Origin of the sequence: Sanguibacter sp. Z1732 (genome assembly GCF_051020515.1) — a bacterium.
Classification (GTDB): domain Bacteria; phylum Actinomycetota; class Actinomycetes; order Actinomycetales; family Beutenbergiaceae; genus CALKWS01.
In genome coordinates, this window is sequence record NZ_CP194857.1 from 39,987 (window position 1) to 64,031 (window position 24,045).

Sequence of the window (24,045 nt, forward strand, 5' to 3'; positions counted from 1 at the left end):
CATGCTGACACCCTCCGAGATTCAGATAGTGGAGCAGTTGAAGGCGGAACTGGACGCCCGGTACTGGGAGGATGAGCGGCATTACCGGTATTACAGGTTGCGGCAGACGTTGGAGCACCTGGGGATGGCGATCCCGCCGAACATGCGCCGGTTCACGGTGTTCGCGAACTGGCCTCGGGTGGTGGTTCGGACCATTGCGGGCCGGCAGAAGGTGCGGGCGCTCATCCTTCCTGGGGAAGAACAGGCGGACCCCCGGTTGCGGGCGATCTGGGACGCGTCGAACCTGACGGCGCACACTAAGATGTTCCGGCGCGATGCGCTGATCTCGGGGCGTGCCTACATGTCGGTGGGCGCCAACGAACACAACCCTGAGTTGCCGCTGGTGCGCGTGGAGTCCCCCCGCGAGATGGAAGCGTTGGTGGACACCCGCACCGAGACGATGACGGCCGCGGCCCGGTTCTTCGGCAAGGACGCGTTTGGCATGGGGCCACGAACGTCACGCTGTATCTGCCGGAAGAGACGATCTGGATCGAGAAAGACGAGAGTGGCAAGTGGCGCGAGCAGGACCGCGACTCCCACGGCCTCGGTTCCGTGCCCGTGGTGATGCACCTCAACGAGCGACTGTCCGGTGCGGGGTTTGAGGGCGAGTCGGAACTGACCGACGTTATTGACCTAACCGATGCGGTGGCCCGGTCGCTCACGAACCTACAGTTCGCCCAGGAGGGCCACGGTGTGCCTGGCAAGTGGGCCACCGGTGTGCAGTCCGGTGACTTCGTTGATGAGAACGGCAAGCCGATCTCGATGTTCGAGGCGTACTACGACGTCATCAACATGCTCACCGACAAGGACGCCAAGTGGGGACAGTTCCGGGCCGCGGACTTGAAGAACTTCGAGACCGCACTGAACATCTACGGCGGCCAAGCGGCCCTGTCCTACGGGTTCCCAGCGCGCTACTTCGGCATCAACACCACCAACCCGCCCGCCGAAGGCACGGTCCGCGCTGACGACGAGATCGAGTTGATCAACGGCGTGGAGGATAAGAACGAAGCGGAGGGAATGGTGCTCGGTTGGATCGGCGCCTTAGCCCTGCGGTTCGCCACCGGTGAGTGGGTCGAAGGTAACCGGGTGCGGGTTGACTACTTCGACCCCGGCACCCCGACGATCGCCCAGCGGGTGGATGCGCTAGCAAAACTGCGCGCCACCCGGGACATCTCCCGCGAAGGCATGTGGGACGAGATGGGCTGGACCGAACCCAGGAAGGCTAAGGAGCGGCAGTACCTGGCCGAGGAAATCGCCCAGGAGTCCGCCGTAGACCTATCCTTCCTGAACCGCGGCGAGGACACAGGGGCCGTGTCTGCGCTGGACCCGGATGAGGTCAAGAAGCGCGCCGATGCGATGGCCGCCCTGTATCGTGCCGGCGTTGAGCCAGAGGACGCCGCGCAGCAGGCGGGGTTGGCGGGCATCCGGTTCCGCCCGGGCGTGCAGCCGATCACGATTCGCCGCGATAGCGAGTAGTCCGTGCCGGCCCAGAATCTGCCGGCGCCCTACGCCGCTTACGTGCGAGAGCAGCGACGCATGGCCCGCGGCGCGGTCGCCGAGGTGCGCAGGCAGTGGCGGCGCACGGGGGACGACTTCGACGCGTCGTGGGAGTCCGTGGGGACGGCGATCCTGACCACCACTGGCGCCACGCAGCATCAGGTGGCCGAGTTGGCTGGGGAGTTCATCCCGGACTACATGGACCAGGCGTTCACCCGGCCACCACCGGCGCCGGTTGGCAGGGTCAACCCGAACTCGCTGGTCGGTGTGGCTGGGGACGGGCGCACCGCCGAGGGGCTGATGTATGGGGCGGTGACTCGCACCAAGAGCGCAGTTGGGTCCGGATTGACGCCGCAGCAGGCCAGGGCCGCTGGGTTGGCGTGGATCACCATGGCGACCACAACGCTGCTCGCTGACACCATCAGAGCCGGCGAAGTTGTCGGCGGAGCAACCCGCGTGGTGGGATCTCGTTCGTCCGGGCGATCCAACCCGGGGCATGCGCCAGGTGCGCGATCCTCGCCGGCCGCACCTACTCATCACGGCAAGCATTCGAGCGCCACCCCGGCTGCCTGTGCACTCACCTGCCAGTGAGTCCCGACATGTCCGACCTGGCGGCGAAAGCGGAAGGGTATGCGGTCAGCCCCGAAGAGTACTTCGAGGAACTGTCCGAGGCCGAGCAAGAGCGTATCTTCACCAAGGCCGGGGCCGAGGCGATCCGCAACGGCGCCGACCCCACACAGGTTGTGAACGCACGCCGCGGGATGAGCCGGGCGCAGTCTGGGCGGCTGACCCGTGACGCACGCGGCACGTACACCACAGCGGAAGGTGCGACCCGGCGCGGCATGTATGGCCGCCGATCCGGTGGCGCACCCCGACTGATGCCCGAGTCCATTGTCGAGATCGCCGACGGCAACGTGGACCGGATGCAGGACTTGCTGCGCCAGTACGGCTACATCTGGCGCTGACACACAGACTCCCAGTGGCGCGAGGTCGCTGGGTTATGACTCCGAGAGGGAGATCGCCACCATGCACAACCTACGTTCGCTCACCCCGGCCACCTCCGGGTGGACGCCACAGCCCAGGCAACAACAGGCGCAGCAAACCACCCCGAAGCCCACCGAGCCCCCGAAGCCCGAAGGCGAGCCGGATGAACCTGAGCCTCACGCGGACGCGACTGACAACGGGTTCAAGTCCGAACATTCCAAGCAGTCCGTGTTGTCCGACCTGGCCAAAGAGCGCACTGAGCGGCAGCAGTTGAAGGCTGAGCTCGACGCGTTCAAGTCCTCCGTTGCTGAGGCGTTCGGCGTGAAGCCCGAACCTGCTGACGACGGAAAAGACCTCTTGTCTGAGTTGCAGGATCAAGTTGCGACAATGCGGCACGAGTCCGCGCTGTTGCGGCTGGCGAACCAGCACAAGATCACCGACGAGCAAGACCTCGAACTTCTTGGCACCGCGAAGGATGCCGAGGCGATGGAAGTCCTAGCCAAGCGACTCGCTCCCAGCGAGGACGGTGGCCAGGGTTCGGGCATTCCGAAGCCGGATCTCACCCAAGGCGCCCGGGGCGAACCCGTCCGCGCCGAGGCGCTGCCCGGCGTTCCCCGCATGGCCCAGGCGTTCGATGACGCCATGAGCAACACCCGTAAGTAACCGCCGACCCATCCGGGGCGGCACCAACAATGAAAGGAGTGTGATCGGCCATGGCCGTCACCCTCGCACAGGCAGCCGCCCTGGAGACGTCTCCCGTCCGCCGGGGCGCGCTGGAAACTGCTGTAGAAGTGTCCCAGGTGTGGGACCGCTTGCCCTTCGAGAACATCGAGGGCAACGCCTACGCCTACGACAAGGACAAGGTGCTCCCGGGCACCGCGTTCCGTACCGTCAACGAGGCGTACGTGGAGTCCACCGGCGTGATCAACCAGGACACCGAGCGTCTGGTGATCCTCGGTGGCGACGCCGACGTGGATCAATTTATCGAGAAGACCATGCAGTCCTCGCGAGGGGTACTCATGGCCGATCAAGTCCGCATGAAACTGGAGTCCGCGCAGGCCACCTACGTGGACACCATGTTCAACGGAGACGTTGAGGTTGACCCGAAGTCGTTCGATGGATTGCGCAAGCGACTCATCGGCGGGCAGGTCATCGACTCCGTCGCGCCTGCCACCGAAGAGGCGTTCCTAGACGAACTGGATGCCCTGTTCGGCCAGGTCACCGGCGGTGCTCCCGATGTGGTCTACGGCCCTGGCACGATCATCTCGCGCCTGAAGTCGCTGGGCCGGAAGGTTGGCGGTGCGGAGTACATCAACTCCGAGATCACGGGCAAGCGGGAGTTCACCTGGAACGGTGTGCCGTTCATCGATCCGGGCGAGCACTGGTCTGGTCGCGCCATCCTCGGCGTTGATCCGACCAACGGCGGCGACTTGTACGCCGTGAAGTTCGCTTCGGGCATCGGCGTGTCCGGCGTCCTGGGTATCACCAACGGTGGGCTCCAGGCGTACTACCTGGGTGAACTCGACGAGAAGCCCGCAGTGCGCACCCGAATCGACTTCTACACCGGGTTCGTTGTCCAGGGCGGTAAGGCCGCCGCACGCCTGCGCGGCGTGACCACCAACTGAGAACGGGAGGGGTAACCATGGCACGCACCAAAGCGCCCAAGACCACGCGGCTGTCGAACGATGTGACCAAGCCGCAGCCCACCGACCCCGGGGACGCCCCGGCGGACACCTACGACCCGAAGGAACGCGCATCCAGTGCGCGCCCAGACAAGGCCGCAGCGGCCGCGGATGGGCACCAGACGGTCAACGCGGTGGTGAAGTCCGGCGAAGTGCCGGACAACACCCCGACCGGGACGCGTTCGGAGACTTACGAGCGCGTCGGCCCGGACGGCACCACCGTCTACGTGACGCACAACTACGACACCGGCGAGACCGCGGTGTCCGACACGCCCCCCGCGGGCTGAGTAGAGGGGGTGGGGCGGTCATGTCTTTCGCGAATCTAACCGACGTTGCGGACCGACTTGGCCGCCCCATCACCGACCCTGACGAGATCAAGCAAGTCAACGCCTGGATCGGTGACGTTGAGGCGATCATCCGATCCCGCATCCCCGACCTTGACGAGCGGATCGCGGCCGGCGCTCCCACGGTTGAGATCGTCGCCATGGTCACCACGAACGCCGTGGTGCGCAAGGCGCTCAACCCGACCGGCAAGCAGAACGAACGGATCGACGACTACTCCTACGGGCTGACCGAGGACGCCGCCCGCGGCGACCTGTTCCTTACCGAGTCCGAGTGGGGGATGCTGCTGCCCCACGCCGGCGCTGGCGGGTTCTCCACCCGCCCAGGCTTCGAGCCTGACCGGAGGACGCTGTGGCCTCGTCGGTGAGCGCGGCCCTGTACTCGGGCCGGATCGCGGCCGAGCGGCTGATGACCGACCAGTGTGTGATCCGCCGGCCCACCGGGAACATGGTCACGGACCCGGAGACGTTCGAGGACGTGCCGGAACTGATCGTGATCTACGACCCGCGACAAGGCCCGCATTTCGGTAAATGCAAAGTTCAGAGTCACGAAGCCTTTGAACAGGAACGCGAATCCGCAGGACTTACCCAAATCATAAACCGGGTGAGAGTCGATATCCCAGTAGGTGTAGCGCGGATAATGCCGGAAGACGTAATCACCATTCTGGACAGCATTGACCCTTTGCTTATCGGGCAGAGTTACCGGGTTACGGTTGAGGCACCCTACGCTACACACAAGACCGCATATCGAATCGCGGTGGAACTGAACGTGGGACTAGAGGTTCCACCGTTTAACCCGAATTAGCGGTAGAATTACAGAAAGAAGCGGCCCCCGGGAGTTCGCACCTCCCGAGGGCCTACCGACTACCTGGCAAGAGGTAACCGGCATGGCTGACACTACCCGTACCTGCAAGTCCTGTGGCGACACGAAGCCGCTCACTGAGTACTACTGGCAAGAGGTCGCCCCCGCGGCTCATGCAAGGACTGCGTGCGAGCCAGGGTTAGGGCCAACTATCACGCCAACCGCGAGGCGCGGCGAGCGAAGGGCCTGGAGTACCGGAATGCGAACCGGGAGGCGTTGCGCGCAGCGGCCCGAGAATGGTACCGCCAGAACAAAGAGAAGAGCAGGCTTAACGCCTTGCGGTGGTCTCGCGAGAATCCAGAGTACTACCGCGAATACAACAGGCGCTGGTATCAGGAAAACCGTGAGTCCCGGATTCAGCAGATAGCCGCCTACCACGCTGAGAACTACGAAGCGCGCTTACGCTGGAACCGGGAGCACTTGTCTCGGCGCAGGGCGCGAATGGCTGGCGTTCAGGTCATTCCCTTTTCGCCCGAACAACTCGTGGCCCGGATTGCCTTCTATGGCGGGGTCTGTTGGATCTGCCGCGAGGTTCCGTATGAGGAATTGGATCACGTCAAGCCGGTGAAGGCTGGTGGGCCGCATATGCTGGCGAACCTTCGCCCGGCATGTCGTAGTTGCAATGCATCCAAGAACGCTTCGTGGCCGTTCGTTGCCCCTGGGCCTAGTTAGGAGGTGCCGCCGTGGGACGGGTGACCATTGACGCTTCTGAGGTGCGCGCCCTGGCTGAGGACATGCGCCGGATCGACTCGCGGTTGTCGCGGCATGTGCGGCCGGTGGTGGAGCGCGGGGCGGTGCAGATCAAGAACGACCTGCAAGCGGAGATGCGTAAGTCTCGGCACTTCGCCCCGGTGGCTCGCGGGATCTCGTATGACATGCGGTCCCCTGGTGGGGCGTATGAGGCTGAGATCGGCCCAGAGAAGGGCTCCCCTGGCTCGCTCGCCAATATCGCATATTTCGGGGATTCCCTCGGAGCCGGGACGGTGGAAGACCCAACAGCCGCGTTGGAGCGTGAGGCGCCGAAGTTCGCCGATGCGTTGGCTGACCTCGCGGCAGAGTTGGCGCTTGGCCCATGATGGCGCACCTGAACGCGATGAAGGCTCTCATTGAGTCTGAGCGTGGGTTCACCGTATACATCATTTCGGTGCCGAAGCCGAACAGTATTCGGTACCCGTATGTGCTGATCTCGCCGGGCTACGGGCGGCCTGGTGAGCGGCCGTTGAATGAGCGGTTGGATTCCATCGACCATGACTTGCAGGTGCGGTCTGTGGGCACGTCTCCGGCGTCTGCGCTGGGGCTGTTGGGTGCGGTGCGTGAGGTGCTGTCACCTGGTCGTGGCCCGCGGCGTCTGGTGGTGCCTGACAGGAAGGCGACGGTCAAGTTTCTGCGGCATGAGATGACCGACCAGGACCGCGATGTGCGGGTGACTGCGACGGGTCAGCACCCGATCTTCGGTGTGGACGCTTTCCACTTGCTCTCCACCCCGCAACGGGCCGGCTGAGCCCTGTTTCTATCTGTCCCCTGTGCCGCCTGGCGCTGGGGTTCACCGAGATGCCCGAGGAGGGCTGACATGGCGCACACCACTGTATATCGCAGCAGGGATGGCAAGAAGGTCCGCATCCCTGAGCACTGGCTCGGGCACAAGGTGCTCGGCCGTCCGTTCCGCAAGACCCCACCCACCAAGACGGTGGACACCCCGGCGGCTACCGGCGGGGCCGAGAAGAAGAAGGAGAACTGACCGATGGCCTACACAGCCGCTGATGCGTCGCAGAAGGTGACGCTCGTGCTCGACCCGCCCGAGGATCTGTTGACCGTCACGGCCGCAGACCTGAACGCCGGGCTCGACATCCACAACGACATCCTGAAGACCGACTTCCAGGCCACGGCTACGGATTCGACCACGCACAATGACACCCCGCTGGGCAGCAAGGGGCAGTGGACGAACTTCGCCGGCCGCAACGCGAACGCCTCGGTGACCGTGTTGCGTGACCTGGACGAGACTGGCCGCCCTGATGCGGTGTCGTCCAGCGAGACGACTTTCGCTGCCGTGCGGGAGCCGGGCACTCGTGTGGGCCTGTTCGTGCGGAAGGGTCCGGACCCGGATGAGGACTGGCAGGCCGACGATGAGGTTCGCTGGGGCGGGGTCGTGCAGACCGATGTGCCGCGTGAGCCGTCTGACCCGAACGACGGGTTCATCAAGGTTGTTGTGCCGCTCGGGGTTCAGGACTTCGAGACGTACTTCAACGTGGCCGCGAACGTCGTCTGACCAATGACGCCCCGGCGGGGCGGGCTGGGGTCAGGTCCCCCGCCCCGCCGGGGTCACCAACCGGACCTGACCGCCTGGACCTGACCGCATCTGACGATTGGACCTGACATGACTGACGAAACCCTCGGCTCCCGCAAGGCAAAGGCCGAACCCATCGAGGACGAGGCCCTGGGGCAGGCGGCACCGGACCCGGACGAACCGGAGATCCTGGACATCCCCGCCGACCTCACCCCCGAAGACTTCGACTTCGACGAGTTCGTGCAAGGCGCCCGCCCGAACCGCCACGCCATCCGCGTCCCGGTGCGCGGTGACCTACTGGGGCGGATGCAGATGCTCGTGATGCGCATCGAGGAAGCCGAACGCGCCGGCCAGGACGTAGACGAACTGGTGGGCGAGTACGAGGAAGCCAAGGCTGAGTTCGAGGCAAACCGGCCGTTGTTCATCATGGAGGGACGCTCCACTACCCGCCGCCGCCAGATCGAGAAGCACCTGGAGAAACTCGGTGTGCAGCGTCCCGGCAAGAAGGCCACCGACGAAGAGTACGGGGATTACGCCAAGACGGTGATGCTGCACCAGTTGGCTGACCAGGTGGTGCACCCCAAGGGTGTGACCGCTGAGGGCCTGGAGGCGCTGATGGAAGTCAACGAGCCCGCTGTGGATCTGATCTATGCGGCTGGGCAGCGCGCCAACAGTGTGGCGGCGAAGGCGCCGGTGAGGCCGGATTTCTCTCACGGGCGCTGAGGCATCACCCGTACTGGCTGACGGTGCTGCGCACGGGCAGGAAATACGGGGCGTACCCGTGCGCACACCTTGGCCTACCTCGCGACCCGGAAGTTGATTTCCTGCTCACCACGGCCCTGGAACTGTACGAAGAGGGGCTGTGTCCGGGCGGGTGCGGGCAGCACATGGACGAGGCCCACGACGAGGCCAACCATGGCCGGTACGAGCGCAAGACGGTGACGTGCCAGGCGTGCGCCGCGAACCACCCCGGCGATGACCACAAGCCGCAACCGGGCGAGTTGGCCTATGTGTGGCGCAACCCGAAACCGCCACGGAAGCGGCGGGGCAGGGGGAAGGTCGGCAAGGCGCGGGCTGGTTAGCGGTCCATGCGTCCGGAGAACTGCGCATAGATCAACACGCCGAACCCCAATAAGGCGACGAAGATCCCGAGTGCTGCGGTTTCGATGTTGCTGACGGCGGCGATGGTGCCGCTGATGGCGATCAGCGCCCCAATCCCGGATGCGATCGCCTTCTCTGCCCCGCCCTTTCGCTGCTTCTTCTGTGTGTCCATGCCTTGAGTTTGCCTTACTTCGACGCCGGACGGGGTGATTCCGTGTCCACTCGCTCAATAGCGGTTCGCCTCCGGGCCGAGGTCACCGACTTCAACCGTGAGATCTCGTCTGCTGCCTCGTCGCTGGACCAAGTGGTCAAGAAGTCCGGCGAGGGTGAGCGGGCAGCGGACACCTTTGCAGGCCGGGTGGCACAGTCGGCCCGCCTCCAGCGCCAGGAGTGGACCACGGTCGGCTCCACCTTGGTTGGTGTCGGCGCGGCCGTGACCGGCCTTGGCGCCGCCGTCCTTCACACCGGGATCCAGTACAACACCTTGCGACAGACGGCCACGGCTGGTCTCACGACCATGCTCGGTTCCGCCGAGGCAGCGGCGGCGCAAATGGACCGCCTGGACCACTTCGCCTCCACGAGCCCGTTCGCCCGCCAGGTGTGGATCACCGCCCAACAGCAACTGATCGGCTTCGGCGTCGAGGCCGGTCGCGTCATCCCCATCCTCGATGGAGTGCAGGATGCCGTCGCTGCGGTCGGCGGGTCGAACTCTGACATCGAGAGCATCGTCTACGCGCTTGCGCAGATGCAGTCGCAAGGGCGCCTGACTGGACAAACGCTCAACCAGGTCGGCCAGTACGGCATCGACATGGCGACGATCTTGGGCGAGCAGATGGGTGTCTCCGGTCAGGAGATCCGCAACATGGCAATGAAGCCGGGTGGCATCCCGGTTGAGCAGATCTGGGACCCGCTTGTCGCCGGCCTGAATGAGAACTTCGGCGGCGCCGCCGCGAACGTCCGGGAGACCTTCGAGGGTGCTGTTGACCGAGTGAAGGCTGCATGGCGTGACCTGTCGGCCACGATCGCTGCCCCGCTGGTGGACCCCGAGGGCGGCGGCGCGCTCATCACCTGGCTGAACAGCCTGGCCGATGCCATGCGTCTCTTCATGCGCCTGCCTGACGGGTTGATCCAAACCGGAGCGGCGCTTACCGGGCTCGGTGGTGTCGCGACTCTAACTGCGGGGTCGCTGCTGTTGGCGGTCCCGCGGATTGTGGAGTTCCGGACCTCCCTAGAGACCCTTGCGAGGTCATTCCCTGTCTGGTCGAGAGCGATCGGCGGGTTCACTGGCGCCATCGCCCGGCTGGCGGGCGTGGGGGTGGTCATCGCTGGCGTTACCGCGGCGGTTGGCGCTCTCTCCGCAGCCGTGCATGATCCTGGGATTCCTCGGGACATGGAAGATATTGCGCGATCGATGCAGCGCATCTACCACGCTGGCGACGACCTGGCCAACCTTCAGATGGACCAAATCTTCTCCCAGATGGCTACGTGGGGATTCGACCGAGTGACCATCGAGTCAAACAATCTCGGCGAGGCCTTGGAGCGGTTGGCTAACCCGAGCCTGGCGGGCTCGATATCAGCATTCTTCGGATCGTTTGGCATCCCAAGTTGGATGAAGGACACCGAGGTCGCGGTCGCTGAGACCGACGCCGCGCTGGCCCACCTGGTGGACTCGGGGCACGGGGATATGGTGCGAGTGCTCTTGGAGGGTCTGGGGCTTTCCGCTGAACAACTAAGTGAACTGATGCCGCAGGCCACGGGTGCCCTGATGGCGCTGGACGATGCCGCAGAGATGGCTCGTGGCGGCATCAGCGAAGCCGACGCGGCGCTGGCAGAGATGCGCCAGGGTTGGATCGAGAACCAGGAGGCCGCTCGCGAACTGCGCGAGGCGTGGCGCGAGATGGCGATCAGCGCCAGCCAGTCCTTCGGTGACGTGATGGACGCCTATGACTCAGCGTCGGCGGCGGCTAAGGAATTCTCCGAGGATGCCACCGCATCGGCGCAGGACTGGATTGCCGCACTGAGCGCGCAGATCGACGCCCACAACAACTGGGAGTCCAACATCATCGGTGCCACTGAGCGGGCGCGGGACCTGCTCCCCCGGCACATGTGGGACGCCGCTGACGAGATGGTTGACGCCCTGATCGCGGGCGGCATGGACTCAGCCGAGGCCGCGGCCCTGCTGGTATCGATGACGGACGACGAGTTCGTGGAGTTGGCCGGCCTTGCTCGCGACCGGGGCGAGCAGGGTGGGGAAGCGTTCGCGGACGGGGTAGAGAGTGCGCGCCGTCCGGGTGTGGACATTGATGACATGCCCGCCCGGTCCGGCTTTGAAGCGCTGGTGGACGACTTCTCGAACACCACAACTGACACGAACCTGGACGTGGACCCCCGCCCGGCCATTGCCGAGGCCCTGGCGTTGATGGGCGACTGGGAAGGCACTACCACAGACACCATGCTCAGCGCCGACCCTGGCCCGGCGGTCAAGATCTTCAACGAGCAGACCGGGGCGTGGGAGCGCACTACCACCGAGACGCTGCTGGATCTGAACGAGAACCGGGCTGTGCAGGTCTTCAACCGCGAGACGGGCAGGTGGGAGCGCACAACGACTCGCACGCTGCTCGACGCCAACGACTCCCCCGCCCGCGCCACCGTCCGCGGCCTTGGTGGTTGGGCTGGGCAGCAGACGTACCGCGTGAACATCGACGCGAACGTGGCCGCCGCCCAGGCCCGAATCCGGCAGTTGAACAATCAGAGGGTCCAGGTGGGTGCGGATCTGATGCGCGCTTCCGGTGGCCCCGTCTTCGGCCCCGGCAGCGAGACGTCGGACTCGATCGCCGCCCGCCTGTCTCACAACGAGCATGTGTGGTCCGCGGCGGAGGTTCGTGGCGCGGGCGGGCATGCGGCGATGGAGCAGATGCGTGCGTGGGCCAGGGCTGGTGTGCGTGGGTTTGCCGGGGGTGGGACTCCGGCGTACCAGGCGGCTCCCCAGGTGATCCAGGTCGCGGCCCCCGCCCCCACCGAGCCGCGGTCCATTTCCGGCCCGTTGGTGCACGTGGAGCGTCTCGGCGGCGCGGACTTGTCTCAGGTTGAGGCCGCGTTTAAGTGGCAGATGGTGGGTGCGTTGTGAGCCGTACGGTGATCCATTGGCGTGGCCTCAGCATCGGGGGTGGGGACGGCCCGGTGACGATCTATTCCCTGGACGGGTGGGAGGAGCGGCCCTCACCGAGGCAGCGCACCGATCCGCGCCCTGGGCATGGTGTGTTCGGGGGGCCGGTGTGGGCTGAGGCGCGGCATGTGTTGGTGCAGGGCACCGCGCACATCTCGACGGCCCGGGATGAGTTGTTGGCTCATCTTGACCGGAACATGGGTTTTGACGGGGAGCCGGAGGATTTGACGGTTGAGCATGCGGGTCGGACGTTGACGGCGAGGGCGCGGTTGTTGCGTTTCGCGGCGAATCCGGAGCGTGGCCGGTGGGCTGGGCTTGGGTCGGGGCATGGCGGGTTCCTGTGGGCTGCGCAGTGGTCGTGTGATGACCCGTTCCGGTATGGCGACGTTTCCGCCGCGTCCGCGTCTTTGCCGGTGCCCACGGGTGGGGTCCGGTTCCCGTTGTTCACGGGGGGGTGGTGACGTGGTGTCTGGTGTGATCACGCGGCGGAACCTGGCGACACGCCCACATGCAGGCGACTCGAATCCCTGGTATGCCTCGGGGACAGGGTCGGGGCCGCTTGAGGTCGTAACGGGGCCGACGCCGGTGCCGCACATCGAGCGGTTCACACGCCAGGTGTTCACCACAGGCGTAGGTAACTTCGTGGGAACGTTCTACCGTGAGGCTGGCGTGGCGGGCGCGGCCGGTGATGTGGTGACTCTGAGTGCATACCTTCGCCCGTCGCAGACCGCCGAGTTACGCCTCGACTGTCACCTGCGCGACGGCACCAGTTCACTCGGGACGGTGAACTCTGAGCGGGTGCAGGTCCAAGCCGGGGAGTGGCAACGGTTCACCGCGACCCTCCCCGCCGACGCGTTCTACGACGGTTTCCAACTATGGTCACGCGTCACTGATGCGGGCACCACGATGCAGGGCGGCGACTACCTGGACATGACCGCCGTGCTCGCTGAGGAGGGAAGTCAGGGAGGCTACTTCGACGGGGGCACCCCATGGGTATCCAACCCTGACGGCACGATCACCGCCTACCGATGGACGTGAGGCGCACGCGTCGATCTCGGAGGAAGTCCGCACCCGCACCGGCACCCCGCTGCTGTTCGGCCCCGCATCCGGCACCGGCAGGGTGCGACTGGCCAACCCCGGCACCGCCAACGCACACCCCACCTTCCACATTCACGGCCCGGTGGGCGAAGGGGGTTTCATGATCACCCACGTTTCCACCGGCCGCAGGCTCCTCTACCGCGACCAAATCCCCGCCGGGTCCGTGCTGTCCATCGACACATCCGCCGGAACCGTCCTCCAGGACGGCGTGGCCGACCGCTCCGGCCGCCTCGTCGTACGAGAGTGGTCCACCGTCCCCCGCGAGGGCGAAGCCGAGTACGTGTTCACCGCACCCGAACGCACCGACGCCGTGTTGCACGCCCAAGTCAAGGCGACGTACTGGTGAGCACCGTCGAACTCATCGCCGGGACCTACAACATCACCCTCGCGTCCCTGCACCACCCAGAAGGACACTCCTGGGCGCAACGACGGGAACACGCAGCGCAAGCCGTGATCCGCTCCGGCGCAGCCATCGTCGGCCTACAAGAAGTGTCCAACCTGAACAACGCCACCACCTCCCAGGCACAGCAACTGTGCGACTCGATCAACGCGGCCACACCCGGGGTGTCCTGGCAAGTGACACCAGGGACCCGGTACAACGCGATCATCCACAACAACACCCTCGTGGAGCGCCGCTCAGACCCCGAAACGTGGGACCTGAACGTCATCCACACCCGCTCCGGCGCCCAACGCGCCATGACCGGCGCCATATTCGCCCACCGGCCCACCGGCGCCGAATTCGTGTTCGTCACCGCGCACTTCTCCACCGGCACCCTCGAATCCAGGATTGAGAACGCACAGATCGTCGCGGACTTCCTGGACGCCCGCCGCGACGGGCACCGCCACGGCATCGCGGCCCTGGACACCAACGGATCCCACGAAATCCACGGCCCCGACTCGGACCTGTGGGCACGCGGGTACCCCAACACCCGCCAACGCAGCCAAGCCCCAGTGGTGCGGGATGAGTTCAACTCCTTCAACGGGTGGGACCCGGAGATGGACGGCCGCCTCAACGGGCGCTGGATCGACGCCGTAGTCACCGACACCGGCGTGGACGTGCCCGCCGCCGGCCTGGACGCCGACTACGCCGACGGCACCGGACTACCGCTGCGCACCCCCCTGCCATCAGACCACCACATGGTGTGGGCCGCCCTCACCTGGAACACCGACGACCCCGGCCCCGCACCCGGCCCCACCCCTCCGGGTCCGCCACTGCCCGCGGAAGTCGCGACCCTCCACGACCCCGGAGAGTTCTTCACCGGCGAACTCACCACAGGCAACCGGCTGCGCCACCTCCCCATCAGCGCGGGCTCGTTCTCCGCGGTCCTGAACGCACCCGGCACCCTGGAAGCCACCATCCCGCTGCGGCGCCTCCCAGCACCGGAGCGGGCGGAGATCCGCGCCGCCGTCGAAGGCACCCGCTGCTACCTGGCCTACCAGGTGGGCCGCAGAATCGTGGAGGCCGGACCGATCTGGGTGCACGACTACGACGACACCACCGGGGACCTGCGCATCCGAGCATCCGGGCTGTGGTCCCTGTTCGACTATCGGCTCGTGATCCCCGTCCTCGGCCCCGGGCAAGGCCCCCAGTCCCGGCAACTGTCCTGGACCGGGCTGTCGTTGGGCGCCATCGCGAAACGACTCGTGCAAGCCGCCACCGCCCACACCGGCGGGCACCTACCGATCGTGCTGCCACCGGACCAGGTCGGCAACCACGAACGCACCTACCCCGGGTTTGAGTTGGCCACCACCCGGCAGCGGTTGACCGAGTTAACCCAGGTGGAGAACGGCCCCGACATCGCGTTCACCCCCCGCCTCCGCGAAGACGGCGAAGGCATCGAATGGGCCCTGCGCACCGGCACCAACTCCGGGCCGCTCCTGACCCAGGACGGCCCAGACTGGGTATGGGACACCACCAACCCCACCGGCCCCGTTCCGGCGTGTCCGTCACCTCCGACTTCTCCCGCCGCACCAACTACGCCTTCGCCGTGGGTGAGGGGCACGAACAAGCCCTACGGCTGGGATCACACCAAGACCCAGACCAGTGGGACCGCGGCTACCCCCTGATGCACGCAACACTCCCCCACACGTCCGTGATCGAGCAACCGACCCTGACCTCCCACGCCAGGGCGGCCGTGGCCCAAGGCGCGGCCCCCTGGTCCACCTGGAAAATCCGGGTGGGGCGCGATGAAACACCCCGCCTGGGCGAGTACTCCCCCGGTGACCTGGCCACCATCCACGTGGGCTCTGACCATGTGTGGCTGCCGGGCGGGGCGCACCAGGTCCGCATCGCCTCCATCTCCGGGAGCCACGGGGAGGCGTTCGTGGACCTGGAAACCATCCCCGCCATGGATTCAAGATAAGGGAGCGCACGTGTCACTATCTGAGGACTTCCCCGCCGGCCCTACCACACCCGCCGGGCCGGGAGGATTCGCACAACTCCTCGCCACGCTCCGGCAAGTGGACGCCCGCGTGTCCAACCTGGAACGCGGCGGCCCCCTGCGCGCCTCCGGGGTGACCGCCACACCCGAAGGCCTGGAAGTCGTGGGCCGCCTGTTCGTTCGTCGCCCCACCCTGGAACAGCCCGGGATGATCGACGCCTACCTCGGGGCCACCGGTGTGCGCACAGCGATGCGACTGATCCCACCGAGAGGGCAAGACGCCACCGACGACGACGACTACACCGTTTTGTACCTGGAGGACGCCGGCAGCCTCGGTGACGGTATCGCCATGCTCCGCACCTCCGGACAACTGCAACTGCATGCGGGCACAACGTTCCGGCTGCGCACACTCGACGAATCGCACCACATCAGCACCACCACGAACCAGGTCCAGGTCAAGGCCCCCACGACAATGCTTCTCGTGGATGGCACCAACCTGTCCGTGAGCGGCGACCTCACAGTGGACGGTGCGAAGAACTTCCGCCTCCCCCACCCCACACCAAACCCGGCATGGAACTCGTGCACGCCACCACCGAGTCCCCCGTGTCCGGACTGGAATACCACTACCGCGCCACCCTCAACGACGACGGCCAGGCCACGATCGACCTGCCCGAGTACTTCGAGCACCTCGCCCACACCGACGGGCGCGGCGTGCAAGTCACACCCGTAGGCCGCCCGTTCCCCGTCGGCGCCGACGAACCCACCGGCGGGCAAGTGCGCGTGTACGGGCAGGCGGGCCGGGACGTGTTCGTGCGAGTCAACGCCCGCCGCGGCGACCAAGCCGGCCAGTTCGAGGTCGAGCGCCCACGTGAAGAACCTGAGCAGACCGAGGAATAGGAAAAAGCCATGACGTTCCATACTGGCCTTTTTGTCCGTGAGCAGGTCACCGGCGACGACATCGTGGGCACCTCCCCAGTGGGTGCCCGCATCGCGCTCGGTGGGCTCTTCCAGGACCACGGCACCCTCTGGGGCCTGCCCATCACCGGCACCACCGGGTGGGCATACCGTGTCGGCGCCGGTGCCGTGGCCCTGACACGAGGCAGCGGTGACGGGTCGGTGCTGGTCGGCAACGACGCACCCATGGACGTGCCCACCACCCCGGCACCCGGCACCGGGTCACGCTGGGACCGCATCTGGGTGCGCCAGAACGACGTGGACGCCGGAGACGAGAACAACCAGGTGGTTGTGGGTGTCACCCAAGGCACCAGCGGTGGGTCACCCACCGTGCCGCCATTGCCGGCTGGTGCGACCGAGATCGGCCGCGCACAGGTCACCGCCGGGGCTTCTGACACCAACGCGTCCGGTGTCAGCATCAGCACCGCGCAGCGGCCGGTGGCGAGGCTGGCGGGCACCCCGGAGACCACCACGAGGGAGGTGTTCACCGGCCCGGCAGCGTTGGCGCCGGCGGGCGGGTCCACCATTGTCTCGGCCGAGTTGGTCCGCGACACCGGCCCTGACGGCACCGCCACGTTCATCTTCCGCGCCACCATCCGGGGAGTGTCCTTCTCCGCGGGTGCGCTTGCGCAGACGATCGCCACCATCCCCACCGCGCACCGCCCCACCACCGCAGGCGCCGCCATCGGCTCCAACGGTGGCACCACGCAGACCTACCAGGTCCTCTCCGGTGGTGGTCTGCGTCTGGCGAACTCCTCCCACTCCCGCACCACCACCGATGACCTGCTGGTCTCCGGGTCGTGGATCCGGATGCCCGAATGACCGGCTGCCCCCTCGAGAAACGCGGCCAGGTGCTCGTCGTTTTCGCGTGGATCGCGCTCACCCTGGGCGCCCTTACGTGGCTGCGGCTACCGACCGTGCGGTGGAGGGTGTCGTCCACACGCACCTGCCGCCGGTGGTCGAGGTCGGCAAATGGGTGGTCGCCGCTGCCATCGCCGCCACCGCCGCGTTCACCCGCCGCTACCGGCTGGGATACGCCGCCCTGGTCGGGGTGGTCGCTTTCCGGGGCGCGTCCCTCGCGGCCGGGTGGGTGGTGTGGGTGATGTCCGAAGGCGCGGCCGGGACCCCCACCGGGTGGGCGCAAGCCCTGGAGTACGCGGGGTTCGCGGTCTTGTTGATCATCCTGGCTGGGCCGGACGACGGGACGGTGAGAGCGGTCGAGCACCCAACGCCGGGAGGTGTCGCCGATGCTGCGTGATATCCCCGGCCCCGTGTGGGGTGCGCTGGCGACGATCCTCGCCGGGACCCTGACTTTCCTTGGTGTGTGGCTGTCCACCAAACAAACCGACCGCGCCACCCGCGTGGAGCGGCGCGCCAAGGCCGCCGAGAACGAGGTGGACCGTGACCGCCTCCGCCTGCACCAGTACGAGGGCCTGGTGGACCGCATGGAGAAGCGCTTGGAGGCCGTTGAGAGCCGCGTGACCCACCTGGAGGCCGAACTCGCAAAGGAGCGGCGGGAGCGCCGGCAAGAGCGCGAAGCCTTCGAGGTCCGCCACCGGTCCACGGTCCGCTACCTGCGGGACGTGCTGGCATGGGCAGGCATGCACCTGCCGGGGGTCCCACCGCCCACGCCACCGACCGACGTGGCAGCAGACCTCACCTGACCACAAGGAGCCCACCATGACCGAACCCATCGACCTGCCCGAACTGGACGAACCGCCGCAGGTGTGGCGCGACGGTGAGGAACTGCTAGCCGAAGAGGCAGCGAACCCCGACCCCGCAACCATCGCCGCCAGCGAGACCGCCGGTGCCGACCTGACCGACTGGGTGGAACAGTGAGCAACCCCTGGGACCCCGCACTCACCGCCGCCCGCGTCATCCAGACCGCGATGCGCGACTACGGCGTGAACTGCATCATCCAACTACGCCAAGGCGCATCCCGCTCTGGGTGGCTGACCCCCATGGCCACCAGGGCCGGGGTGATGTCCCACCACATCGTCAGCAGCCGCTCCCACGGCACCACCCCGTTCTACAACCTCGTGCGCAACGGTCGCCCCGGCATCCCCGGCCCGCTCGCCAACGGCTACGGCGGCTGGGACAAGGTCTACCGGATCATCACCATGGGCTGGGCCAACCACTCCGGCGCTGGCGGGCCCATCACCCTCGCCGGTCGCCGCATCCCCCGCGACAACGGGCGCCCGTACTTCTGGGGCACCGAGTACGAGGGTGGTCTGCGGGCCTCGGACTGGCAGCAGGACGACTACCACGGGTGGATGGCGACCTGCAACGCCGCGCTCCTGGACGTGTTCAACCTGCCCACCAGCGCGCACCTGGAGCACTCCACCTGGACCACCCGCAAAGTGGATCGCCTCGGCTACACCGCCGCCACCGGGCGCACCCGCATTGCAGCCGTCCTCGGCCGCACCAAGAACACCACCACCTCACAGAAAGATTGGTTCACCATGGCCACCGAAGCAGACCTACGCCGCGTCGTCGGTGAAGCACTCGACGCCCGCGCCGGTGCCGCCGTGCACCGCTTCGACTTGGCACCCACCACCGGCGGCGGTGTCACCCTGCCCGCCGAGAATCACGCCGCCCGGCAGAACCGCATGGCGCGGAGCGTGCACGCCATGTCCAGCGAACTCACCGCGCTGCACGGTGAACTCGCCTCCCTGCGCGCCGCCGTGGCATCCCTGGCAGCCAACCAAGGAGCCGACCCCGCCCAGATCATCGCAGCCGTGCGTGAGGCCGCCGACAAGGGCGTGGCCGAAGCGCTCGCCGACCTGCGTATCACCCTGACCGCCGCACCCGAGGAGGACTGACCCATGCCCAAGGCCACCGACACCCCCCTGATCCCCGCCCGCGTCCGCGACTGGCTCTACCCCGTCGCCTTGGCCGCCCTGGCAGTGGCTGGCGGGTATGGGCTGCTCAGTGAGTCCGAGATCGCACTGTGGGGCGCCCTGGTCGCCGCGCTACTCGGGCTGGGCACCGCCACCGCCTACCGGCCCCACAAGACCGTGGAGCCGCTACAGGCTGAGGTCGCCGTCGCCAAAGGCGTGCACGAAGCCCGGATGCGCACCCGGTGACATGCGACACCTGGCCCACCCCCGCATCCAGGTAGACGACCGGCCCGAGCACGTCGCCTGCCCTGAGTGCGGGTATGAGTACACCGGCCCCGGTGCACGGCTCGCGGCGTCAGAGTGCTGCTGGTGGGACTGATGCACCCACTGACCGGCTGTGAGCGCAGCCGCGACCAGTTACTCGACCTGGTGTGGACGCTGTGCCTCGACATCGCAGCCAGGACCGGCCACGAGCCCGAGGTTGTGGCACTCACCCACGGACTGGTACCGGCGCACGCCCCGAAAGTTGTGACCACGAACAGGGCCGCCGCTCAGGCATAACTTTCAGATTAGACGCACCCACGAACGACAACGCCCCCACTCGAGTAGCCCATCAACGGGCCGCTCGGGTGGGGCGCTTTCTTGTGCCCGCTGGCCGTTACCTTGGTAACGACATCCCGGCGTGTCGTGCTGTCTGGCACCCTGTGGCCTGTCCGGCGGTTGGCTTGATATCCTGCCTAAAACGGCATAGGCGCATGGGTTGCAGTCGCGGGTTCAAGTCCCGTCACTCACCCCAATGCGAGCCCCAGCGTTTCGGCGCCGGGGCTCGCTGCGTCTCAGCGTTCGCCCGCGAGCATTGCGCACCATTCCAGGCCTCTGCGCGTGGCCCACCACCCTGATCAGGGCCGGAGCCATGGTGGGGCGTGTCCCGCCCAGACCATCCTCAGAGGCGCAGCCACGCGAAAGAGTTCAGGTCGAGTGCCTTCTGCTGCTCCAACTCGACGTCGCCTCGGGCGCGGTGCCGCCGGAACGCGGCCTCCCGCGCGAGGGTCGAGTCGCGGCCGATTCCAGCAGGAGGACTCTTCGCCCAGTGAATGAGCGAATGCCCTGCCGAGTACGCGACCCGACGGGGGATCAGGTGCAACTGGCTGATGGCCATCGGGACTCCTCATCGTGAGTTCTTGGGTCGCTCCTCCTCACCTCCACGCGGTGGAGGAGCATCTGTGGATGGGAATGGCGCTCGGATCGTCTCTCTTGCTCTTAATCGACCCGGGATCTCGCCGAGAATCAGCGCCGGATCACCGTTGTGATGCCTATGACGAACAACTGTGCAATCTGGAGCGCGCTCAAGGTCAAGGGCAGTGAGTTGCCGGTAGCACCGGCCTCAGCGGAGAACGTGTCCAGGGTCTGCACACCGAGGGCCCCGAGACGTTGTGCGATACCCGGAACGGCGCCTGAGGTAGACCCCAGACCAGCGGCGCATGACGGCGTCACAACCCGGCGGCGCCGTTCGCCATCCTCAGTCCGAGAACGCCCCCGCGGTCAGGTTGATCGCCGCCGAGGTGAGGGACGCGCCGGATTCGCCGGCCGCGAAGACCGCGAAGGCACCCGCCTCCTCGACCGACGGGAGACGGCCCAGCATGGTTCCGCTCTCGAGTTCGGTGAGCACCTCGGAGGCCTCGGCCTCGTCGGTGTAACTACTGCCGTAGTCGCGCGCCTGCAGGATGGACTCCCGGAATCCGCCCGTGCGGAACCATTGCACGCGGATGCCGAACTCCCCCAGTTCGACGGCGAACTGGCGGTACAGGCTCTCCACTGTGTGCCACGCGATCGCCGTCGAGCCCATCAGGGGGAATGGCGGCCCGTGCCCCACCATGGTCTGGATCACTCCGGATCCACGGTCGATCATGGTCGGGGCGACGCAGCGCACCGTGTTCATGTGTGCCCTGGCGAGCGTGACCAGGGTGCGCTCCAGGGCGCCGACGTCGAGAGCGTGCAGCGGCGTTCCCTGCGCCTCCTCGTACGTCACCGCGTTGTAGAGAACATCGATCCGACCGTCGACAGCGACAACGTCTCGGGTGAGGCGCTCAACGGAATCCGAATCCGTGACGTCCAAACCATGAGCGCGCGCTCGTCCGCCGGTGGCTGCGATGGATTCAGCAACCGCGGCTACCTTCGCTGCGGTGCGCCCGGTGAGGTGGACCGACGCACCGGAGGCAGCGAAGGCCCGGGCCACTGCGCTTCCCACCGATCCAGCTGCGCCGTGGACCAGCGCTACCTTCCCCTTCAGGCCTGACACTGTCATCGCGTCCTCCCCTGCTGCTCGTGCCCGGCCCATTATTCCCGACCGTCCAGGCTGGCAGTACTGAACCTCCTGCGAGGCATCAGCCTGTCTCATCGAGTAGGCGCACCTGCTCGGCGTCCAGGTCCAGGTGTCCGGCCTCCATGGCCAGATCGAGTTGCGCGGTGGTGCTCACCCCGACCACCGGGCGGATTCCCTGCGCCAGCAGCCAGGCCAGGACCACCTGGCTGCGGGTAGCACCGGTCTGGCCGGCGACCACATCCAGGGCCTGCAGGCGCCGGGTGTTGCCGATGTGCTCGAATGCCTCGTGCACAGGCTTGTCGGGGTTGTCATAACTGCCCGACATCAACGGACTGTACGCCCAGATCTCCAGCCCGTTCGTGCGCGCGAGGTCCCGCTGCTCGGCGTTCAGCACACCGAAGGCGTGTTCCACCCCGGGCGTTCGCAGACCCGGCCGCACGTGCAGGTACGTGGCCAGGAGTTGCAGCGCGTCGATCGGCATCGTGCCGCCGGCACGGGCCAGGCCACGAGCCTGCTCCACCCGCCAGGCCGGATGGTTCGAGGCCCCCACCCGCCTCACCTTCCCGGACGAGGTCAGCTCGCCGAGAGCCTCGACGGTCTCTGCCATCGGGGTGCTGCGGTCCTCCTGGTGGAGCCAGAACATGTCCACCTCCGCCACCCCCATCCGCTGCAGGCTCGTCTCCAGCCCCTGCAGGATCGCGCGCCGGGATAGGCCTTCACGCTGCTGCGGCCACGAACCGGGCCACAGCGGTTCGGCGCCCACCTTCGTGGACAGGCGGATCTGGTCCCGCAGGCCCGGGCGCGCGCTCAGCCAACGGCCCAGCATCTCCTCACTGGCCCCGCCGGCACCGGAGTCGCTGAACCAGAAGGTGTAGCAGTTCGCGGTATCGACCCATTGCCCGCCACGCTCCACGAAACGATCCAGCAGTGCGAAGGACTGCTCCTGATCGATTCGGGCGCCCAACAACATCGCCCCGAATACCAGTGGAGAGTTCATCGTGGTGGTGTCCATGGCGGATAACTGTGCAACCTGGAGCGCACTCAAGGTCAAGCACCTCTCTTACTTATCCATCCTGACCGGCCCGAACCCCGCTCGAGGAAAACCTTGACCTGGAGTGCACTCCAGGTAGCACCATGAGTGCATGAGTGAGATGCACGCCCCCCTGGAGCGCGAGTCGATCGGCGAGGTGGCCCATCGCACCGGGATACCGGTGGAGACGTTGCGCTTCTACGATCGCAGCGGTCTGCTCGGCGACCTACCCCGCACCGCGGCGGGCCACCGGGCCTTCGACGCCGCCTCCCTGGGACTGTTGGATGTGGTGATCCGCCTGCGCCGCACCGGGATGCCGGTGAGCCAGGTACGGGACTTCGTCGCCCTGGTACGCACCGACACCGACCGGGCCGGGCGCATCGAGATCCTCCGCGCCCACCCGCCCCGAGTGGTGGACCAGATCTCCCAGCTTCAGGGCGACCTCGGCGTGATCGACTGGAAGATCTCCGCCTACACCGCGGCGGAGCAGGGCCGGGAGATCCCGGAGCCACCTGCCCGGTGGCCCGCCGTGACGGACCTACTGCCACCACTCGATGACCTGCGGGCCGGGGAGAGGACCGGTACCGAAGGGGCCTAGATCCCCAGCCGCTGGCGCAGCTCGCGCACTTGTCGGCGCGAGACCTCCACCCGGCTGCGCTGGCGATCGTTCATCAACAGCACCAGGCTCCCCCGGAAGTCCGGCACCAGCTCGCGCACATAGCGAAGATTCACCAGGTAGGACCGGTGCACCCGCACGAAGTGCCCCTGCAGCCGGCGCTCGAGTTCATTGAGGGAGAAGGACACCAGCACGCTCTCCTCGACCAGCTTGAGCGAGGAGTATCCGCGGGAGGCGGCGGCGTAAACGATCGCATCCCCGCTCACCAGCACCGTACGACCGTCCTTCTGCACGGGGATCCGCACCAGGTCCGGCGTCACGGGTGGCGGTCCCTCCCGGCTCGGCGCCCGGGCGGCCTCCCCCTCCCGGTGCCGCTGCGGCTCGGCCGTTGCGCCGTCGTCATTCCCGTTGCGCTCCGGTGCCACCGACAACGCTCGCTCCACCGCTCGCCGCAGCCGGTCGGCGTCGAAGGGTTTGACCAGGTAGTCCGCGGCGGCCAGGTCGAAGGCGTCGACGGCGTGGTCGGGGTAGGCGGTGGTGAAGATGACCTGCGGGCGGTGCTCCATCTCGCCCAGGGCAGCGGCAACCTCGAGGCCGTTCAGCCCGGGCATCCGGATGTCCAACAGCACCAGGTCGTACTCCAGGGACCGCAGCAGCACGAGCGCCTCCTCACCGTTGGTGGCCTCCCCCACCACCTGCACCGGGGACCCCTCGATCACCTCGCCGATCTCCTGGAGGAGGTAGCGCAACTCTTCCCGGGCCGGGGCTTCGTCATCGACGATCAGTGCGCGGGCTGCATCCGACCCAGCATAGGGCTGGGTCGGGCCGGCGAAGGGTGGACCGACGT

Annotated in this window: 35 protein-coding genes; 30 read left to right on the plus strand and 5 right to left on the minus strand. The window is 67.0% G+C overall.

Going from position 1 to position 24,045, the window contains the following annotated elements; genetic code table 11:
- Nucleotide 1 precedes the first annotated feature (1 nt).
- The 16 genes from ACRRRO_RS00345 to ACRRRO_RS00420 all read left to right on the plus strand — a co-directional run bounded on the left by ACRRRO_RS00345 (nt 2) and on the right by ACRRRO_RS00420 (nt 8,771).
- Nucleotides 2-604, plus strand: a complete 603-nt coding sequence (locus ACRRRO_RS00345) for a phage portal protein (RefSeq protein WP_434080880.1) — start codon at nt 2-4, stop codon at nt 602-604.
- A complete protein-coding gene (locus ACRRRO_RS00350) occupies nt 601-1,515 on the plus strand; it encodes a hypothetical protein (protein ID WP_434080881.1) in 915 nt (304 codons plus the stop codon). The genes ACRRRO_RS00345 and ACRRRO_RS00350 overlap by 4 nt, the downstream gene beginning before the upstream one ends.
- Before the next feature lie 3 nt (nt 1,516-1,518).
- Nucleotides 1,519-2,127 (plus strand): hypothetical protein, encoded by a 609-nt coding sequence (locus tag ACRRRO_RS00355; RefSeq protein ID WP_434080882.1) that lies wholly within the window; start codon nt 1,519-1,521, stop codon nt 2,125-2,127.
- A gap of 8 nt (nt 2,128-2,135) precedes the next feature.
- Nucleotides 2,136-2,501 (plus strand): hypothetical protein, encoded by a 366-nt coding sequence (locus ACRRRO_RS00360; RefSeq protein WP_434080883.1) that lies wholly within the window; start codon nt 2,136-2,138, stop codon nt 2,499-2,501.
- Nucleotides 2,502-2,562: 61 nt separating this feature from the next.
- A complete protein-coding gene (locus ACRRRO_RS00365) occupies nt 2,563-3,183 on the plus strand; it encodes a hypothetical protein (protein WP_424797763.1) in 621 nt (206 codons plus the stop codon).
- A 50-nt stretch (nt 3,184-3,233) separates the two neighbouring features.
- Entirely contained in the window at nt 3,234-4,145 is a 912-nt protein-coding gene (locus ACRRRO_RS00370) for a major capsid protein (RefSeq protein ID WP_424791771.1), read from the plus strand.
- Nucleotides 4,146-4,162: 17 nt separating this feature from the next.
- On the plus strand, nt 4,163-4,489 hold the full coding sequence (locus ACRRRO_RS00375) for a hypothetical protein (protein ID WP_424791770.1): 327 nt from the start codon (nt 4,163-4,165) through the stop codon (nt 4,487-4,489).
- A 20-nt stretch (nt 4,490-4,509) separates the two neighbouring features.
- The gene (locus ACRRRO_RS00380; protein ID WP_424797764.1) at nt 4,510-4,911 is read left to right on the plus strand and encodes a Gp19/Gp15/Gp42 family protein; all 402 of its coding nucleotides are present in this window, start codon (nt 4,510-4,512) and stop codon (nt 4,909-4,911) included.
- Nucleotides 4,908-5,348: a DUF6093 family protein gene (locus tag ACRRRO_RS00385; protein ID WP_434080852.1), complete on the plus strand. Its 441-nt coding sequence runs from the start codon at nt 4,908-4,910 to the stop codon at nt 5,346-5,348. The genes ACRRRO_RS00380 and ACRRRO_RS00385 overlap by 4 nt, the downstream gene beginning before the upstream one ends.
- Nucleotides 5,349-5,846: 498 nt before the next feature.
- Nucleotides 5,847-6,077 carry an HNH endonuclease signature motif containing protein gene (locus ACRRRO_RS00390; RefSeq protein ID WP_424797776.1) on the plus strand — a complete coding sequence of 77 codons (231 nt, stop codon included), beginning with the start codon at nt 5,847-5,849 and terminating at the stop codon, nt 6,075-6,077.
- 20 nt (nt 6,078-6,097) lie between these two features.
- On the plus strand, nt 6,098-6,481 hold the full coding sequence (locus tag ACRRRO_RS00395; protein WP_434080884.1) for a hypothetical protein: 384 nt from the start codon (nt 6,098-6,100) through the stop codon (nt 6,479-6,481).
- Nucleotides 6,478-6,906 carry a hypothetical protein gene (locus ACRRRO_RS00400; protein ID WP_424791766.1) on the plus strand — a complete coding sequence of 143 codons (429 nt, stop codon included), beginning with the start codon at nt 6,478-6,480 and terminating at the stop codon, nt 6,904-6,906. The genes ACRRRO_RS00395 and ACRRRO_RS00400 overlap by 4 nt, the downstream gene beginning before the upstream one ends.
- Before the next feature lie 69 nt (nt 6,907-6,975).
- Complete coding sequence (locus tag ACRRRO_RS00405) at nt 6,976-7,143, plus strand: hypothetical protein (protein WP_434080885.1); 168 nt, start codon at nt 6,976-6,978, stop codon at nt 7,141-7,143.
- Nucleotides 7,144-7,146: 3 nt separating this feature from the next.
- The gene (locus ACRRRO_RS00410; protein ID WP_424797768.1) at nt 7,147-7,671 is read left to right on the plus strand and encodes a hypothetical protein; all 525 of its coding nucleotides are present in this window, start codon (nt 7,147-7,149) and stop codon (nt 7,669-7,671) included.
- A 108-nt stretch (nt 7,672-7,779) separates the two neighbouring features.
- On the plus strand, nt 7,780-8,412 hold the full coding sequence (locus tag ACRRRO_RS00415; RefSeq protein ID WP_424797769.1) for a hypothetical protein: 633 nt from the start codon (nt 7,780-7,782) through the stop codon (nt 8,410-8,412).
- 23 nt (nt 8,413-8,435) lie between these two features.
- The gene (locus tag ACRRRO_RS00420) at nt 8,436-8,771 is read left to right on the plus strand and encodes a hypothetical protein (protein ID WP_434080854.1); all 336 of its coding nucleotides are present in this window, start codon (nt 8,436-8,438) and stop codon (nt 8,769-8,771) included.
- Here the strand turns inward: ACRRRO_RS00420 and ACRRRO_RS00425 are convergent.
- Nucleotides 8,768-8,962, minus strand: a complete 195-nt coding sequence (locus ACRRRO_RS00425) for a hypothetical protein (RefSeq protein WP_424791762.1) — start codon at nt 8,960-8,962, stop codon at nt 8,768-8,770. The two genes, ACRRRO_RS00420 and ACRRRO_RS00425, sit on opposite strands and share 4 nt — an antisense overlap.
- A gap of 42 nt (nt 8,963-9,004) precedes the next feature.
- Between ACRRRO_RS00425 and ACRRRO_RS00430 the strand changes: the two genes are divergently transcribed.
- The 13 genes from ACRRRO_RS00430 (at nt 9,005) to ACRRRO_RS00490 (ending at nt 19,790) form a co-directional block, all read left to right on the plus strand.
- Nucleotides 9,005-11,917 (plus strand): tape measure protein, encoded by a 2,913-nt coding sequence (locus ACRRRO_RS00430; RefSeq protein ID WP_424797770.1) that lies wholly within the window; start codon nt 9,005-9,007, stop codon nt 11,915-11,917.
- Between the two features lie 681 nt (nt 11,918-12,598).
- Nucleotides 12,599-12,994, plus strand: coding sequence for a hypothetical protein (locus ACRRRO_RS00435; protein WP_434080886.1), 396 nt, complete (start codon nt 12,599-12,601; stop codon nt 12,992-12,994).
- Nucleotides 12,995-13,154: 160 nt separating this feature from the next.
- Nucleotides 13,155-13,400, plus strand: coding sequence for a hypothetical protein (locus tag ACRRRO_RS00440; protein ID WP_434080887.1), 246 nt, complete (start codon nt 13,155-13,157; stop codon nt 13,398-13,400).
- Complete coding sequence (locus ACRRRO_RS00445; RefSeq protein ID WP_434080888.1) at nt 13,397-15,121, plus strand: hypothetical protein; 1,725 nt, start codon at nt 13,397-13,399, stop codon at nt 15,119-15,121. The genes ACRRRO_RS00440 and ACRRRO_RS00445 overlap by 4 nt, the downstream gene beginning before the upstream one ends.
- 26 nt (nt 15,122-15,147) lie before the next feature.
- A complete protein-coding gene (locus ACRRRO_RS00450; RefSeq protein WP_434080889.1) occupies nt 15,148-15,417 on the plus strand; it encodes a hypothetical protein in 270 nt (89 codons plus the stop codon).
- 588 nt (nt 15,418-16,005) lie between these two features.
- Nucleotides 16,006-16,332, plus strand: coding sequence for a hypothetical protein (locus ACRRRO_RS00455; protein ID WP_434080890.1), 327 nt, complete (start codon nt 16,006-16,008; stop codon nt 16,330-16,332).
- Between the two features lie 9 nt (nt 16,333-16,341).
- Complete coding sequence (locus ACRRRO_RS00460) at nt 16,342-17,211, plus strand: hypothetical protein (RefSeq protein ID WP_424798191.1); 870 nt, start codon at nt 16,342-16,344, stop codon at nt 17,209-17,211.
- Nucleotides 17,212-17,287: 76 nt separating this feature from the next.
- The gene (locus ACRRRO_RS00465) at nt 17,288-17,647 is read left to right on the plus strand and encodes a hypothetical protein (protein WP_434080891.1); all 360 of its coding nucleotides are present in this window, start codon (nt 17,288-17,290) and stop codon (nt 17,645-17,647) included.
- Nucleotides 17,637-18,053 carry a hypothetical protein gene (locus ACRRRO_RS00470; RefSeq protein ID WP_424798043.1) on the plus strand — a complete coding sequence of 139 codons (417 nt, stop codon included), beginning with the start codon at nt 17,637-17,639 and terminating at the stop codon, nt 18,051-18,053. Before ACRRRO_RS00465 ends, ACRRRO_RS00470 begins: the two co-directional genes overlap by 11 nt.
- Nucleotides 18,054-18,069: 16 nt before the next feature.
- On the plus strand, nt 18,070-18,228 hold the full coding sequence (locus tag ACRRRO_RS00475; RefSeq protein WP_424798044.1) for a hypothetical protein: 159 nt from the start codon (nt 18,070-18,072) through the stop codon (nt 18,226-18,228).
- Nucleotides 18,225-19,211: a hypothetical protein gene (locus ACRRRO_RS00480; RefSeq protein WP_424798045.1), complete on the plus strand. Its 987-nt coding sequence runs from the start codon at nt 18,225-18,227 to the stop codon at nt 19,209-19,211. The genes ACRRRO_RS00475 and ACRRRO_RS00480 overlap by 4 nt, the downstream gene beginning before the upstream one ends.
- Before the next feature lie 3 nt (nt 19,212-19,214).
- On the plus strand, nt 19,215-19,475 hold the full coding sequence (locus tag ACRRRO_RS00485; protein ID WP_424798046.1) for a phage holin: 261 nt from the start codon (nt 19,215-19,217) through the stop codon (nt 19,473-19,475).
- Between the two features lie 132 nt (nt 19,476-19,607).
- Nucleotides 19,608-19,790, plus strand: a complete 183-nt coding sequence (locus tag ACRRRO_RS00490; RefSeq protein ID WP_434080864.1) for a hypothetical protein — start codon at nt 19,608-19,610, stop codon at nt 19,788-19,790.
- 382 nt (nt 19,791-20,172) lie between these two features.
- Here ACRRRO_RS00490 and ACRRRO_RS00495 read toward each other — a convergent pair whose 3' ends face one another.
- From ACRRRO_RS00495 to ACRRRO_RS00505, 3 genes are all read right to left on the minus strand, one after another.
- The gene (locus tag ACRRRO_RS00495; RefSeq protein WP_424798048.1) at nt 20,173-20,388 is read right to left on the minus strand and encodes a hypothetical protein; all 216 of its coding nucleotides are present in this window, start codon (nt 20,386-20,388) and stop codon (nt 20,173-20,175) included.
- Nucleotides 20,389-20,748: 360 nt separating this feature from the next.
- Complete coding sequence (locus ACRRRO_RS00500) at nt 20,749-21,627, minus strand: SDR family NAD(P)-dependent oxidoreductase (RefSeq protein WP_424798049.1); 879 nt, start codon at nt 21,625-21,627, stop codon at nt 20,749-20,751.
- Nucleotides 21,614-22,564, minus strand: coding sequence for an aldo/keto reductase (locus tag ACRRRO_RS00505; protein ID WP_424798050.1), 951 nt, complete (start codon nt 22,562-22,564; stop codon nt 21,614-21,616). Before ACRRRO_RS00505 ends, ACRRRO_RS00500 begins: the two co-directional genes overlap by 14 nt.
- A 130-nt stretch (nt 22,565-22,694) precedes the next feature.
- Between ACRRRO_RS00505 and ACRRRO_RS00510 the strand changes: the two genes are divergently transcribed.
- Nucleotides 22,695-23,180, plus strand: a complete 486-nt coding sequence (locus tag ACRRRO_RS00510) for a MerR family transcriptional regulator (protein WP_434080892.1) — start codon at nt 22,695-22,697, stop codon at nt 23,178-23,180.
- Here the strand turns inward: ACRRRO_RS00510 and ACRRRO_RS00515 are convergent.
- Nucleotides 23,177-23,947, minus strand: coding sequence for a LytR/AlgR family response regulator transcription factor (locus ACRRRO_RS00515; protein WP_434080893.1), 771 nt, complete (start codon nt 23,945-23,947; stop codon nt 23,177-23,179). The genes ACRRRO_RS00510 and ACRRRO_RS00515 overlap by 4 nt on opposite strands.
- Between the last annotated feature and the right edge of the window lie 98 nt (nt 23,948-24,045).

Coding starts and splice junctions, on each gene's coding strand:
- ACRRRO_RS00505 (WP_424798050.1), bottom strand. CDS start 22,564: ATGGACACCACCACGATGAACTCTCCACTGGTATTCGGGGCGATGTTG.
- ACRRRO_RS00485 (WP_424798046.1), top strand. CDS start 19,215: ATGCCCAAGGCCACCGACACCCCCCTGATCCCCGCCCGCGTCCGCGAC.
- ACRRRO_RS00405 (WP_434080885.1), top strand. CDS start 6,976: ATGGCGCACACCACTGTATATCGCAGCAGGGATGGCAAGAAGGTCCGC.
- ACRRRO_RS00410 (WP_424797768.1), top strand. CDS start 7,147: ATGGCCTACACAGCCGCTGATGCGTCGCAGAAGGTGACGCTCGTGCTC.
- ACRRRO_RS00500 (WP_424798049.1), bottom strand. CDS start 21,627: ATGAGACAGGCTGATGCCTCGCAGGAGGTTCAGTACTGCCAGCCTGGA.
- ACRRRO_RS00510 (WP_434080892.1), top strand. CDS start 22,695: ATGAGTGAGATGCACGCCCCCCTGGAGCGCGAGTCGATCGGCGAGGTG.
- ACRRRO_RS00370 (WP_424791771.1), top strand. CDS start 3,234: ATGGCCGTCACCCTCGCACAGGCAGCCGCCCTGGAGACGTCTCCCGTC.
- ACRRRO_RS00490 (WP_434080864.1), top strand. CDS start 19,608: ATGCACCCACTGACCGGCTGTGAGCGCAGCCGCGACCAGTTACTCGAC.
- ACRRRO_RS00495 (WP_424798048.1), bottom strand. CDS start 20,388: ATGGCCATCAGCCAGTTGCACCTGATCCCCCGTCGGGTCGCGTACTCG.
- ACRRRO_RS00400 (WP_424791766.1), top strand. CDS start 6,478: ATGATGGCGCACCTGAACGCGATGAAGGCTCTCATTGAGTCTGAGCGT.
- ACRRRO_RS00475 (WP_424798044.1), top strand. CDS start 18,070: ATGACCGAACCCATCGACCTGCCCGAACTGGACGAACCGCCGCAGGTG.
- ACRRRO_RS00375 (WP_424791770.1), top strand. CDS start 4,163: ATGGCACGCACCAAAGCGCCCAAGACCACGCGGCTGTCGAACGATGTG.
- ACRRRO_RS00425 (WP_424791762.1), bottom strand. CDS start 8,962: ATGGACACACAGAAGAAGCAGCGAAAGGGCGGGGCAGAGAAGGCGATC.
- ACRRRO_RS00460 (WP_424798191.1), top strand. CDS start 16,342: ATGACGTTCCATACTGGCCTTTTTGTCCGTGAGCAGGTCACCGGCGAC.
- ACRRRO_RS00390 (WP_424797776.1), top strand. CDS start 5,847: ATGGCTGGCGTTCAGGTCATTCCCTTTTCGCCCGAACAACTCGTGGCC.
- ACRRRO_RS00440 (WP_434080887.1), top strand. CDS start 13,155: ATGATCACCCACGTTTCCACCGGCCGCAGGCTCCTCTACCGCGACCAA.
- ACRRRO_RS00365 (WP_424797763.1), top strand. CDS start 2,563: ATGCACAACCTACGTTCGCTCACCCCGGCCACCTCCGGGTGGACGCCA.
- ACRRRO_RS00470 (WP_424798043.1), top strand. CDS start 17,637: ATGCTGCGTGATATCCCCGGCCCCGTGTGGGGTGCGCTGGCGACGATC.
- ACRRRO_RS00415 (WP_424797769.1), top strand. CDS start 7,780: ATGACTGACGAAACCCTCGGCTCCCGCAAGGCAAAGGCCGAACCCATC.
- ACRRRO_RS00455 (WP_434080890.1), top strand. CDS start 16,006: ATGGAACTCGTGCACGCCACCACCGAGTCCCCCGTGTCCGGACTGGAA.
- ACRRRO_RS00380 (WP_424797764.1), top strand. CDS start 4,510: ATGTCTTTCGCGAATCTAACCGACGTTGCGGACCGACTTGGCCGCCCC.
- ACRRRO_RS00360 (WP_434080883.1), top strand. CDS start 2,136: ATGTCCGACCTGGCGGCGAAAGCGGAAGGGTATGCGGTCAGCCCCGAA.
- ACRRRO_RS00345 (WP_434080880.1), top strand. CDS start 2: ATGCTGACACCCTCCGAGATTCAGATAGTGGAGCAGTTGAAGGCGGAA.